This is a genomic window from Kamptonema animale CS-326, assembly GCF_028330895.1.
GTDB lineage: Bacteria > Cyanobacteriota > Cyanobacteriia > Cyanobacteriales > Microcoleaceae > Kamptonema > Kamptonema formosum.
Map to the genome: position 1 here is coordinate 1 of NZ_JAQMUA010000063.1, position 14,111 is coordinate 14,111.

Here is a 14,111-nt window from a genome sequence, read left to right on the forward strand (position 1 = left end):
CAACCATATTCTTCTATAAGTTACAGGTTTTTTGCGGCGAGCGCCCACCCTACGTTTAATTAGCAATTAGCAATTAGCCATTAGCCATTAGCCATTAGCCATTAGCAAAATCTTCAATCCCAGCCGAAGTCTTTGCCTAGATATTCTGCTAATCTTTGGTTATGAGGTCGAAAATAGTCTTTCAATTGTTGATATAATTCTTCGCTGACGGGGGGGTACTCGCCGCTGTTATGTTTTTCGTAGTTTTCTAGTTGGTGAGGAGGTAAGTTTAAAAAATCTAAGGTGGTGTTGAAAGTAGCGGCGGGATCTGTATATAAGTCTTCGCTTTTGAGGATTAAAATTTGTTCTTTGGGAAAAAGTTTCATCCACATTAGCAGTTGATTTACGTAGATGCCGCGTGATAAATAGGTGTGGTGTTGGTGATTGTAACTATAGTAGGTTTCACTGGCGGTGAGTTTTTCGATTTCGCCTTGGAGTCGGATGGGTTCGGCTGCGATCGCATCTTCTAGTGATAGAGTTTCGTAGCCAATCTTGACATAGTAGTAATAATGTGATATGGCTCTATCTACTGGATTCCTCAGCAATACTATCAGCTTGACTTGGGGAAATAAATCGTATACTCGTTGGGGAACGTGGGGGTGAAAGATGTAGTAAGGACTGGCTTCTCCTGCGATCTGGTCTTGATTATCGTCTGTGTCGGGAAATTGAGAATAGTACCAGTCTTTACCTTTCTCGAATTTGAAATCAAAAAAATGTACTTCTTTTTCCTGTGCGGGTAAGATTTGGGGATGTTGTATTAGGTAGTTGTACAGGGATGTAGTTCCCCCTTTCTGAACGCCAATGATGATGAAGTGAGGGGGTTTGGGGAGCGGGTTCATAAAGTAAGTTATTGTTTAGCTGCTGATATTTTGCGTATTTTTTATGTAGGTGCAAGATGCCTATCCCACAAGATATATTTTTTTGTTGTGAAGGCTTTATTGCCTGTTAGAGAAACTGCGATCGCAAACACAGGATGGCGGTGATCTATAACTCCCGATTTGCTTGCTGACTTCATAGGATGAGATTAAATTAGAATTATAGTTTTCCAGCAACCTGTTAAAAACTTGGGACTAAAGCTTAAATCTATCGGAAGTAGTAGGTTACAGCTCCTGGGGGTATAACCCTCTGTTACAAAATGTAACGGGGTGATGTCAAAAGTGGGAAAAGTGGGAACTATAGGATTGGGAATTCTACTGCTCAGCAGCCATCTGCAAGACAATCTCTGCCTTAGTTTGGGAAAGCGTCTATGTTTAAGCGCAAATTAGCTAAAGTCATCGTATCACTGTTGAGACGGATTGCGAATGTATCTAGAGCCGGTGCGAAGCGGCTGATGAGAACTATGTTGCGATCGCTAATGGCGATGGGACGACGTGCCAAGTTGCCTGTAGCGGGGTTTGTATTGCCGACTGTGACGATGGTGATGCTGGTAGTAGTATTGTTGACTCTGGCAATTACGCTGCGATCGTTTGACAGGGCACAAAATGCTCGGAATGTGAGGGTGAATCAACAGGTATTAGCTGCGGCTACTCCAGCCTTAGAACGAGCGAAAGCGAAAATAGAATATTTATTAAACGAAGACCCCACACGACCAACAGGTACACCATCTGATATATCTATTAAAAGAGCACTGTCAACGCCTACTACTGGAACTGATACTTATACCTTCAACGATGAGATTCGTCTGAGAGTTGGCTACAATCTCGACAGGGCTTCACTACCTACAGCAAGCTGGGATAGCAATGCCGATTTAGTCGAAAATAAAGAAGTAATAAATACGGCTTGGAGATTTCCAGTCGATACAGATAATAACGGTAGATTTGATAGCTATACCATCTACGGTGTCTATTTTCGCAGTCCTCCCCGCGATGGTGATAATACAGGGACAACTGCGGGACAATTTCTTACAGAAAGAAAGCCTTTAGAGACAAGAACTCCACCGATGCCAGGGAGTTTAGGGAGTGCCCAATGTGCAGCGGCCCTCGGCACTAGCGCTAGTTTGGTGGGGGATTCAGGATGGTATCAATCCGATGGGAAACTGAAGAAAAGCTTCTTTGTTTACACTGTGACAGTACCGATTACCGCGCAATCACTGTCAGAAGATACTTCTAGTCTGGCGGGTCAACTTGAAGTCTATACAGGTACTAAAGGTTTTTCGGCTCTGGAGTATCAACAAGACCGGGTGCGATTGCCATTATTAAATAATGCAGTAGTCTATGAAGATGATTTAGAAATATCTCCTGGTGCTGCATTCCGCCTCAATGGAGCTATGCTTACCAATAGCAATTTACTTGTAACTTCAACAGGTGGTAGCACTGTAGATTTATTTCTGATCAGCGGTCAAAATTCTTGTTACTACAAACAAGAAAATAGCAAAATTATAGTTGCTGGCAATGTAGTTAATGGCTCCTCTTCCGGGGCTCAAACTGGTACGAGTACAGTACACCTATTTCAAGGAGCTGGAACGCCTCCGATAGACTCAGGTGCAGACACAACAATTGATACTACAAATCAATCTGTCACAGAAGGTGCAATAAGCGTACTTTACAACAATGAAGCTTATGCCAATCGCCTCAGTGTTTTAGTAAATGCACAGATGACGGCAAATCCTGATACTGCGGGGCCACCATTGGTACCGAATACTGCTAACGACCCGATCTCAGTGCAAAAAGCAGTGGCAGGGGGCAAAAACCGTGCCGACGCATTACAGACTTACTTTGAAAACTTAACTCGCAAGGTTCCTTTTAGTGAAGTAACAGATGTTACCACTGACACTCCTCCCAGTCCAGTAATAGAAGGAAGTGGTGATGAACTGCGACCAAACCAAATCTGGTCACTACCTACAACTGTTAATGCTGACGCGACCGTTGCAGATGCCACCGGGCCGACAAATCTAAACATCCAGGTCAATCAGTTAGTAGCTCAAGATCCCAACCCGATAGGAGGCTCAAAACCCCAAACAGAAGATTTTATGGGCGATCGCGTCATTGTCGGCAACAATTTACCCGCGAAATGGTGGAATGGCGCTAAATTTGTGGGCGGGACAACAACACAGGATGTTGCTGGCGGTACTTGGTCAGATGGCACTACCCAGCGGACTCGCACCAGCCAAAAGCAGATACTTGCGGAGGTAGGTGTAACCAATCGGGGCGACTTCTGGGAAAAAGCAGCGGCCCAACAACCGATAAATCCTTTAAGTGCGATCGGTGGTTTGCGCGTGATTACTGGTGCAGGGGTTTACGAGCGCCTAAACTCTTTTCTGCCGCCCCCAAGTGCAGGGACATACGACGATCCGGCAACTACGACTGTAACAGAACAGTACCCAGTTGTCTGGCCAGATAGTATGCCGATGTCACCAGTGCTGGGAAGTCAAATAGTTTATGACAATGTGGCTGGCAATTGGGCTACCACTGCACTAGCTGCAACCTCCGCCGCTCTGCCAGCAGCAGCTACCCCTACCATTGACCCTAGTACTCTTAAGTATGCCAAAGGCGACCTGCGGATGCGGGCAACAGCCGTATATCACTACGCTACAGATGCTTACGACCAACCAGATTTCAATTCCAGTGTAGTTGTGAAAGCAACCCAAGCTCCTATTGCTTGCGTTAGCAGTTACTATGACCCCAGTACCGCTTCAACGGCTAGAAACCTCAGCACTCTTACTGATGTCAGTGGGGAAATCGCATCAGGGACACGGGACGATAACATCGGCTCCAACAATGGTATAGTCTTCGGCCCTCCTGTTTACACCATACCAGCGGCCGCAGCAACTCCTACCAATGGCATACTAGGTGGCGCAAGTCCTACGCCACTTGAAAATCAGGCGAATATGGTCTTTCCTGATGGTAGATTCGTCAACGAGCAGTTAAGAACGGCTTTGATGACACCTGAAGCGGAGCGCAACTTGGCAGAACAAGCAGCTATTGATTCTACTGCCTGCGCCTTTGGTATTCTGGGTACGACCGGTTTCACTTTGGGTACAGCCGCAACTATTCCTGATGGTGCGATCAGAGAAGTAGCGCTACTGAATAGCAGAGAAGTTAAGGCGATCGCTGCTGACGATACAAGTACACCAGTTGATGAAACTTTCACCCTCAGCAGCGATCCCGCAGGTGCTGGTGCTGCAAATTTATCTAGCGCTTATAACCTCGCCTTGGAAGAACGGATGCCGCTAGAGATTCGGGTTACTCAAATAGACCTCAATCAACTGCGTAATCAAGATATTCCATTAGCGGGCGGTATTAATGGGCCATCGCCAGAGTATTTGTTGCCAAACAGCGGCATAATCTATGCTAGCCGTGATGATGCAGCGCCGGATCGGAGCGATCGCACAGCCGATACCGCCAACACTACCGTAATTCCCTACGGAATCGACGCAGTTCAAAGTAACATCATCAGCAAGGCTGATTCTCGACTCGACCCAACCCGCCGCCCTCACGGGATTATGTTGACTAATGGTAGATACCTAGCCCGGAATGATGTAGGTAACGATGGTCAAAATGATACAGCCCCATCAAATGTGGCGGATGTAGTGAAAGAGAAGGGGCTGACCTTAGTTTCTAACCTGCCCGTTTACGTGCAAGACAATTTTAACGAACACACTCAAGAAGAGTTTGGAGCAGTAGGTAATTTAACTCAGCCAGCATGGGGCAACTTCTACACCCGTGCTTTACCTCTCAATCCCAACTTTGCTTGTCGGCCAGGAGATCCCAGGCTGCCTACTTGTACTACGGGTGACACTTGGAGAGCAGCAACAGTGTTGGCGGATGCTGTGACAGTCCTTTCTAGGAATTTCCGCCCTGGTTTCCGTGATGAGGGAGACTTTGACCTGAGAAATAATGCGGGTCAGGCGATTGTTGGCTATGACTTAAGTGGAGACGGCACAATCCAAACGACTCCAACATTTAACGAGGCTGACTTTGGCATTGACTTGAATGGAAATGGTAATACCACAGATACCGGCATTATAGAAACACAAGTAACAGCCAAGGCCGCACGGTTGCTTAATGGTTTTTATAACAATAACTTTGTCACCAATGGTCTGAGCAGCGGTGCAACATTCAATGTTAATGGCGGCCCTGTCACATCCGACGATAACGCCTATTCGACCACAACTAATGCTCTCTCCAGTTCTTATTTCAACAACTTCGTCACGCCAGTTCAGCGGCGGGGGGCATTTCCAGAATATGTGATGGAAATGTGCTTCAAGTTACCTGTTTCTGCTTGTGGGCCTGGTGATTGGGTGATAATTGATAATAACAATCTTTTAATCACACCCAATGCCGGAACAACTACCAGCGCTACATCGTATGCAGCATTAACAAATGGTACTTTCCTAGCTACTAATCTTAACTCAGGTACAACAGCCACAAGTCCTGCTCCAGCATACCAACGGTTTCCTCGGCGTGTGGCTTTCCAAAGAAACAACACCTACCAACTCATACCCGATCCTACCAATAACAATCAGGCTATTCCTTTAGGAGTCAATGGTACAAACGTAACCTTACAAACTGGTGGCGCTGTTCCTACCAGCACGCCAGCGAACACTTTGTGGTTTAGGGCAACTACTACTCCTAATGCACCAACGGGAGGTGATGACTATACAAATGCCAATCCGCTGTCTTATCGAACTGCATTGGCAACCAATCTGGTTGTACAGCCACAATTAGTACCCGTTTTGCAAATCCACGTAACACAAAACGGTGATCCCACCACTCCAATTCCAACAAACCAAACAAACATCAATAGTACTTCATGGCTACCACGAGCTCAGGAGACAATATTTAATTTAGTTGTGGGGTCTGGCGACAATCCTGCTCGCGCAGTAGGTAATGACTTTAATGGTGGGATGCAAAACTTGACCCGTTTTCTTGAGAACTGGAGTGGTGGTCTAAATACAAGAATCCTGGGTTCCTTCATTCAATTAAGCCGCAGTGCCTATGCCACTGCACCTTACACTGCTATCTTGAACTCTCCAGTTCCTACTCCGACGAGTATCTTTAGCGGCTACCCCAATTTCTACAGCATTAACAACAACAGCAATCGTACCCCTAACTTCTCACCACCGGGTCGCCAATGGGGTTATGATGTCGGCTTGTTATCTCAATCTCCCGACTTGTTTACCCAACTTTTCACTACTCCTCCTACAAAAACTAATTCTGATGAGTTCTTCAGAGAAGTAGGTCGAGATGATGTTTGGGTGAAAACTTTACTCTGTGCGAAAAAAGATGATGATGTTGCACAAAATGCCGTCAGCAATGACCAACGACCAACATCCTGTAACGAACCAAACGACTGGGATGACCTATGAATAAACTACTTACCTCACGGGAAAATTTACGTGAGTCTCCCGACTCCGGTTACACCATCCTCGAAGCAATGATGGCGATGGTTGTAGTTGCTGTCTTGATGATTGCGATCGCGCCTGTCCTAGTTTTTGCTACAGGGACTCGTGTACAAGCTCGACGGGTAGAACTAGCAACCCAAGCTGCTAGAACTTACATTAACGGCGTGAAAAGCGCTGCGATCCCAGTCGCAACTATCACCGGTACTACCATCACGCCAATCATTGAGACAAAGGTGTTAGCTTCAACTGCTGACAGAGAAACCTTTAAGGTTGATGCTCCCAATAATGCTGGTTTAAGCTGTTTAAATGACGGTTACTGTCAAAGTCCAACGTCTCTTTACTGCGTTAATCTTGATGACGATCCGGGATGTAAACCCGAAAGCGTCAAAGATATGCTGATCCAAGCTTACCGCAGCATTCCCGAACCACCCAATCAACCTGACCCCAGACAAGGCTACTTACTAGGTGTTCGAGTGTACAGAGCTGATGCGTTCAAATCAGGAGTAACCCTGGTAGCTGACCCACAAACTCAACAACAATCAACAATCACAGGAGGAATAGGAAATCCAAGTATTCCTGTAGTACAAATGACTACGGAGATTGGTACTAGCAGCGGAGCCGCAAAATCATCATTTCAGAATTTATGCGATCGCCTTGGCTGTCAGTAAATACTCTAATCTGATTTGCTACTAGATTTTAATTAAGGTCGATCAACTCTCAAGCACAGGAAAAAATAGTTATGAAAAGTTTACTCAGGTTGCTACTAAAAATTAGTTTCAAGCCTAATCGCTCTAAGGTCGATCGAACAGTTAGCGGTTTCACGCTGATTGAATTGTTAGTAGCAATGATTATTACATTCTTAATTTTGACACCTTTGTTAGGTTTTGTTGTTGATGTCCTAAATACGGATAGAAAAGAACAAGTTAAGTCAAATACAGAGCAAGAAGTTCAAGCTGCCCTTGATTTTATTGCTGAAGATTTGGGTCAAGCAGTTTATATTTATGATCAAACAGGAGTGAATGAAATTGTAGATAGTTTGCCCGCAGCTAACCCTACTAACGGAACCCCTATTCTCGTATTTTGGAAGCGACAGTTGATGAAAAAGGTATTGCCTGCAAACTCTACAAGTGAAGATTGTGATCCAATTGGAACTGATGATACTTGCAACGATAGTTATGTATATTCATTAGTTGCCTACTACTTAAGACCAGATACTAATAATAGTGCTAATAATATCTGGTGTCAGCCTGCTGGTGGAAATTGCCCAGCCCGAATTACTAGATATCAATATCGGGATGGAGTAATAGATACTAATGCTCCTAACCCTGCCTATTTTATAGCCCCAGATCCGCGAGCGGCTGAACCTGATGGTTTTTTGCCATTTAACCTCTCTATACCTGGAGATAATCTTCAGGAAAAAATGAACCAATGGCCGCTTCAGGAAGAAGGTGGAACGATAGCAACTTTTGATCCTCCTACCGCGCAAGTGCTGGTTAATTATATTGATACAACTACAGTCCCAAATGTAGCCACACTTAGTGAGTGCCAAAATGCTTTGGGTGCTAGCGCGTCAATAGTATCACCTACAAATGGAAATGGTTTCTACGCTTGTGTAGATTCAACTAAAACAGTAGCACGGGTTACGATCAGGGGAAGTGCTCTGCGGAAAATGCAAAATAACGCTACTTACAATAGCAACAATTCAGCATTTTTCCCAACAGCAAGCGTTCAAGTTCAAGGATTAGGGGTATTAGGGCAGTAATCTTTATTTAAAGTTCACATCTTGTACCATTCTCAAAAGCCTGTAGGGGCGGGTTCGCCGAGAGCTTTAACCGTACTATAAAAGACTAAAAAACCCGCCCCCACCCCGCGATCGAGTCCTTTATTGATATTAGTGCAAGAGATCGGCGTAAGTATTTGGCCGGGGCGGGTTTTCTGGACTTATCGTTTATATTTGGATATCTTGGCGAACCCGCCCCTACAGAAATTATCTCTAATTAACCAGACTTAATATCAGGGGCTTTGGCAATAATGCAATATCTCAGTTTAAAATAGATCCAATGAGTGTCAAACTAAGGTATAAAAACCAGAGAAAAATATGAAAAACTCAACACTATTAAAACTTTGGCAGAGAAGTTTAGCTGCAACTAGCAAGCCACATCTGCAACAATTAAGCGGACTTTCTAGCCAGTCAAGAATAGGATTAGGAAAAAAACATCAGCAACATGACACAGGGTTTACGTTAATAGAACTGCTGATTTTGCTATTGATAGTTGGCATTTTAAGCTCGATCGCGGCTCCAGGTTGGTTAGCTTTCATTAATAATCAACGTTTACGCACTTCGCAAAGCCGAGTTTACGGAGCCTTGCAGTTAGCTCAAAGTAATGCTAAACGGGATAAAGTAGCATGGCAGGCTAGCTTTAGAACACAGGGAACAGTAGTTCAGTGGGCTATTCACCCTGCAACCACCGATCCGACAACTTTGCCAGTATCAACATCTCCTTCTTCTGCACCTAATGTATGGTACAGCCTAGAGGATAAGATTGCGATCGTTGATAATGCTGGTACGGCTCCGACAACGTTACCACAAACAAATAACATCTACACAGCCATATTTAACCGTCAAGGTTGTCTTGTGGACAATGCACAGAATGAGTGTACAGACGCGGTAGCCGCATCATTTACACTACCCCAGCGTATAACACTAATGCACAATGATCTAGGCGCAGCCAGAAAGTGCGCGGTAGTGACAACACTTTTAGGTGCAATGAGAACAGGTGACGATGAAACAAGTTGTAATCTAAACCCATAGCCTATATTTAAGCTGAGGAGATGCAAATCTGTCACTTGCGATCGCAACTCTGAACTATGAAATTACATTATATAATTGTGATTCAATGGTCTGATGAAGATAACAGCTACCTAGTTCACTTACCCGATTTTCCATCCCAGCAGTTCCACACTCACGGAGATACCTACGAAGAAGCTTTAAAGAATGCAGTAGAGGTATTAGAGCTTTTAGTTGAAGAATATCAGCTAGACGGTAAATCACTCCCAAAACCTAAAACCATAGCAGAAAACCTTGTCTTTGCCTAAACAGAGGTTTAAAGCGATCGCCATTTTCCATCCGCGTTAATCTGCATTAATCTTGACTATCAAACATTCCCCTGATTCAAATACCTTTCAATCAACACAATCGCCACAATATCATCAACAGGCCGAGGGGGAGTCCGCATTCCTTGAGGAATCAACCGGTTAAAACCTTGGGGAGGGAACATCTCCCAAAAGCGATCGCGTGCCTCCAAACTACTATAGCGCTCATCAACCTGCACAACATCCACCAACGGCAAACTAGCCGAAATTTTTTGTTTCCAAGTACGAGAAGTAGTTTGATCCCCCATCACAATTAACTCAATCGGAAACTGCGAACATAGAGATTCAATAGTCACGATCGCATTCTCAGCCAGCACGACTTGATGATAGCGAACTTGCCTATCTACCCCCATAACAGCTATTCCACACTTATCGCGCCCCGGATCGAAACCTAAAATCATTAATTGTTAGTAGTTAGTAGTTAGTTGTTAGTTGTTAGTTGTATTTTTATATTAACCACTAACCACTAACTTTGTTATTTCAACCTAATTCTTGTCATTGTCATTGCAACCTAATTCTTGTCATTGCGAACGCAGTGAAGCAATCCCAAGGCCTAGAGATTGCTTCGCAGGGCTCGCAATGACATTCTCATCCCATTAACATCATTCTCATTGCGAACGCAGTGAAGCGATCGCAGGGACTAGAGATTGCTTCGCAGAGCTCGCAATGACATTATTATCCCCTTAGATCATTGTCATTGCGAACGCAGTGAAGCAATCCCAGGGACTAGAGATTGCTTCGCTTCGCTCGCAATGACATTCTTATCCCATTAACATCATATATGACTGTCAATCTTCTCAGCTCCCCCCTTCCCCGACCCCACTGGCCCCGTACCAAAAAGTACTACCCCATCATCAATAGCCACCAAATTAATTTTCAGCGGCCCAGCCGTATAAGTCACATCAGCCGCGATCGCCTGCACATCCAAAGGCCGATCGTACTGCTGTAACTGCTCAATAAAAGCTAACAAAGTTTCAATCTTATCATCAGCAATTTGCACTCGCCCCCCAACAATCCCCATAAAATTAGCACGAAAATTGCAAGCATCGATCAACTTTTCCAGCTTTTTCCGCACATCTTCATCCGTCAAATTCGAGGGATTAATCGTAGTTCCCGCCACCACATCTCCCCCACGAAACACAACACGATTAATCTCCGCCTCCGCAAACACCTGAATCCGTTTTTCACCCTGAAGATAATTCGCACCCGCCAAAATTCGCACTACATAATCTTGACCATCCTTAATCTGAACCATCAACTGCTCAACCTCAGCCTTCGTAATATCAATTACCTGCTCGCTCCCATTCGGTTTGCCAGGTTGAATCAACCGCACAGTCGCTCGATTAGCCTCCTGCAACAACCGATCTACCGCTTGCTGGGCCACAGGCGGTTCCAGAATCCGCACCACACCAGCGGCTAAAATTTGCCCCCGCCGAATCGCCACAGTACCGCTGCGAATTGCCTGAAAATCCCTCTCTAAAATTTGCACTTGCTGCTGCAAATATGCTTGCTGATCCTCCAAAGAAGCTTGTTCTTCCCCCAACTCTTTCAACAGCGCTTCTCGTTCCGCAATCACCAAATCCCGCTCAGCAATAGCCTGTTCCCGTTCCTGCAAAAAGCGATCGCGCTGAGCAATTTCTGCATTCCGCTGAGCAATATCGCGATCGCGCTGAGCAATATTCCGATCCTGTTGAGCAATAGCGCGATCGCGCTGAGCAATATCCTTCTCCTGCTGAGCAATATCGCGATCGCGCTGAGTAATTTGGGCCTTAACCCGTTCTCCCTGTTCCCTCAATTCTTCCTGTTCCGCTTGCAATTGCGCGATCTCCGCCCCCAGAGCCCTCTTTTGTTTAGAAACAGTTTTTAACTGACTCTGAGTCCGATCTAACTGCGACTCAGTGCGCGTCCTCGCAGCCTCCACCCTACTCAATTGTTCCTGAGTGCGGGATTTCGCGGCCTCCACCCGATTCAATTGAGTTCTCAGCGAATTTAACTTAGCCTCAGTCTCAGCTTGCTCAGCATTCGCCGCCTCCAAAGAACGATTAATCTCATCCAAACTCGCCCTTGCTTGTGCTTGAGCCTCCCTAGCCTTAGCCAGCTCAGCTTCCACTTGATTTTTAGCCTGCGTCGTTTGGTTGAGCTCCTTACGAGCAGTATTCAGCCGCTTCTGAATCTCATCAATTCCAAACACCCCCGTTCGCAAAGGCTTACTCGCCGCGAACAAAATTCCCAAAGTAGTCGCCGACAGAATACTACCAGTCAGAACCGTCACCAAAACAGCCGTATTCCGGGGGCGGAGTTTGAAAAGGCTAAGCCTAGCCTTACCAACTTTCGTACCTAAGCGATCGCTCAGGGTAGCGATTACGCCCCCCAAAATTAGCATTACAATTACCAGGATATATCCGGCAGTCATCGAACCCTTAGATGAAGGAAGACCCAACTCTGAATAGATAAGTTATCGATAGATTCTAGAGAGCAGAAGTTCAGCCCTTCCTCCTTCCAATTTAAGTGAATTGCTGGCTTAGGGCTACCGGATTATGAACCGTGATCTTTTTCTTATGGATCGAGATCATTTTCTCTTGCCTGAGATCCCCAAGCAAACGAGTCACAGTCACCCGCGTCGAACCAATCGCCTCCGCGATCGCCTGGTGAGACAACTTCAAATCGATCGTAATCCCCTCCGCCCCCGGAACGCCAAAATCCCGGCACAGAATCAACAGGAAACTGACCAACCTCGATCCCATATCCCGGTGAGCCAGCGTCTCAATCATCATCTCAGTTTGCAAAATCCGCGAGGACAACCCCCGCAACATCACCATCGACAGTTCTGGATCGTCCTTAAGAGCCTTCTCCACCTGTTCAATGGGCACCGAGAGCAATTCCACCGGCGTAAAAGCCACCGCGTGGTAAAACCTGTCAGAACGATGTCCCGTAATCAGAGACAACACCCCAAACACACTATTTTCCCGTAGTAGAGCTACGGTAATTTCTTCCCCCGCCTCATAAACCCTAGAGAGCTTAACGGCACCTTTAATGAGAACATAGACGCGCTCAGCCGGGTCTCCAGGGAAAAATATAGTCTTCCCCCGTTCAAAGCTTTCGACAACGGGGGGAAACGCTCCGCCGCTAATTTGGCGGAACACGGCTGCTAGCGGTCTATCATGGGTCACGACTAGATCCTTTGTACTAACCAATACGATTGATACTCACCTGAATCATATTTCACTGACAGGATTTATCCTGCCCTCACCTTTTCTCCCCAAGCTGGACGCAAAGGGTGTTCAGGATATTTTGTTATAAAACGAAAGTTCCTTTGGACTCTCAGACATTATGTTCATAAAAAAGTTCGGTAAGTGGGAAACTCAGTGGCTTGAGCCCTGAGAGGGAAACGACGCGAATGATTTTAATTTAATATTAAATTAAACAAAACTTGTAATAACTTACACTTATCGGCTGTAATTTCACAAGAGACAAAGGTAACGAAGGTCTACCAGGCGATCGCGATAGCCATCGGGCGATCGCCTTCAGGTCAGCAGCCCAGAACTCAGTAACCTTGGATCGCGATCGCGAAACCTGCAACTTGAGTTAAGAGGGGCAAACCACTTTTGATCGTCGTACCAATTGCTTATAGAATATACTACTATGCTAAATTTGACTGGAAAAAACGCTCTTGTAACTGGCATTGCCAACAATCGCTCGATTGCTTGGGGCATTGCCCAGCAGCTCCATAAAGCTGGGGCTAATCTTGGGATCACTTATCTAGCGGACGAAAAGGGCCGACACGAAAGAAAAGTGGCGGAACTCGTAGAACCGCTCAATCCCAGTCTCTATCTACCTTGCAATGTCCAAGACGACAACGAAATCAAGTCTACTTTTGAGACAATCCGCGACAAATGGGGAAAATTAGACATCCTCATCCACTGTCTAGCCTTTGCTGGCAAGGATGAACTCTCAGGCGACTTCAGCAATACTTCCCGCAAAGGTTTCACTCAAGCTTTGGAAATTAGCGCTTACTCCCTAGTGCAGATGAGTGCGGCTGCTAAACCTCTAATGACTGAGGGTGGTAGTATTCTCACTCTGACTTATTTGGGGGGAGTGCGAGTAATACCGAACTATAATGTTATGGGCATTGCTAAGGCGGCATTAGAAATGAATGTCCGTTATTTGGCCGCTGAACTCGGCCCCCAAAATATTCGGGTGAATGCAATTTCTTCAGGCCCCATTCGCACTCTAGCTTCCTCCGCAGTTGGTGGCATTTTAGACATGATTCACCACGTAGAAGAAGTTGCCCCCTTGCGGCGAACTGTGACTCAAGTAGAAGTAGGAAATACAGCAGCTTTCCTATGCAGCGACTTGGCTAGCGGGATCACGGGTCAGATTTTATACGTGGACGCTGGTTACGAAATTATGGGAATGTAGTTAATTGTTAACGGTTAACTGTTAACGGTTAACTGTTAACTGTTAACTACATTTGTGAATGATTATGCTTTAGTTAATACTAAGTAAAAATTTAAAATTCACAGGACTTACACACCAACAACTAACAACTAACAACTAACAACTAACAACTAACAAC

Annotated in this window: 11 protein-coding genes; 6 read left to right on the forward strand and 5 right to left on the reverse strand. The window is 45.5% G+C overall.

All coding sequences use genetic code 11. From position 1 onward, the window contains the following. Positions 1-113: 113 nt before the first annotated feature. Positions 114-878, reverse strand: coding sequence for a sulfotransferase domain-containing protein (locus PN499_RS03770; protein ID WP_272030357.1), 765 nt, complete (start codon positions 876-878; stop codon positions 114-116). A 41-nt stretch (positions 879-919) separates the two neighbouring features. Next, positions 920-1,054: a hypothetical protein gene (locus PN499_RS03775; RefSeq protein ID WP_272030358.1), complete on the reverse strand. Its 135-nt coding sequence runs from the start codon at positions 1,052-1,054 to the stop codon at positions 920-922. Positions 1,055-1,285: 231 nt separating this feature from the next. Between PN499_RS03775 and hpsA the strand changes: the two genes are divergently transcribed. The 5 genes from hpsA (at position 1,286) to PN499_RS03800 (ending at position 9,478) form a co-directional block, all read left to right on the forward strand. After that, complete coding sequence (gene hpsA / locus PN499_RS03780) at positions 1,286-6,346, forward strand: hormogonium polysaccharide biosynthesis protein HpsA (RefSeq protein WP_272030359.1); 5,061 nt, start codon at positions 1,286-1,288, stop codon at positions 6,344-6,346. Further along, entirely contained in the window at positions 6,343-7,050 is a 708-nt protein-coding gene (gene hpsB, locus PN499_RS03785) for a hormogonium polysaccharide secretion pseudopilin HpsB (RefSeq protein ID WP_272030360.1), read from the forward strand. The genes hpsA and hpsB overlap by 4 nt, the downstream gene beginning before the upstream one ends. Positions 7,051-7,121: 71 nt before the next feature. Then, entirely contained in the window at positions 7,122-8,144 is a 1,023-nt protein-coding gene (gene hpsC, locus PN499_RS03790; protein ID WP_272030362.1) for a hormogonium polysaccharide secretion pseudopilin HpsC, read from the forward strand. Positions 8,145-8,480: 336 nt separating this feature from the next. Next, complete coding sequence (locus PN499_RS03795; protein ID WP_272030364.1) at positions 8,481-9,194, forward strand: prepilin-type N-terminal cleavage/methylation domain-containing protein; 714 nt, start codon at positions 8,481-8,483, stop codon at positions 9,192-9,194. A gap of 56 nt (positions 9,195-9,250) precedes the next feature. Further along, the gene (locus PN499_RS03800) at positions 9,251-9,478 is read left to right on the forward strand and encodes a type II toxin-antitoxin system HicB family antitoxin (RefSeq protein ID WP_272030365.1); all 228 of its coding nucleotides are present in this window, start codon (positions 9,251-9,253) and stop codon (positions 9,476-9,478) included. Positions 9,479-9,537: 59 nt separating this feature from the next. Here the strand turns inward: PN499_RS03800 and PN499_RS03805 are convergent, their stop codons facing one another. From PN499_RS03805 to ntcA, 3 genes are all read right to left on the reverse strand, one after another. Then, entirely contained in the window at positions 9,538-9,936 is a 399-nt protein-coding gene (locus tag PN499_RS03805; protein ID WP_272030366.1) for a pre-16S rRNA-processing nuclease YqgF, read from the reverse strand. Positions 9,937-10,310: 374 nt separating this feature from the next. Further along, positions 10,311-11,948 (reverse strand): DUF3084 domain-containing protein, encoded by a 1,638-nt coding sequence (locus PN499_RS03810; RefSeq protein ID WP_272030368.1) that lies wholly within the window; start codon positions 11,946-11,948, stop codon positions 10,311-10,313. A gap of 91 nt (positions 11,949-12,039) precedes the next feature. Further along, positions 12,040-12,705, reverse strand: coding sequence for a global nitrogen regulator NtcA (gene ntcA, locus PN499_RS03815; protein WP_007357057.1), 666 nt, complete (start codon positions 12,703-12,705; stop codon positions 12,040-12,042). A gap of 472 nt (positions 12,706-13,177) precedes the next feature. Here ntcA and fabI point away from each other — a divergent pair, with 472 nt between their 5' ends. Further along, entirely contained in the window at positions 13,178-13,954 is a 777-nt protein-coding gene (gene fabI, locus PN499_RS03820) for an enoyl-ACP reductase FabI (protein ID WP_007357056.1), read from the forward strand. Positions 13,955-14,111 lie beyond the last annotated feature (157 nt).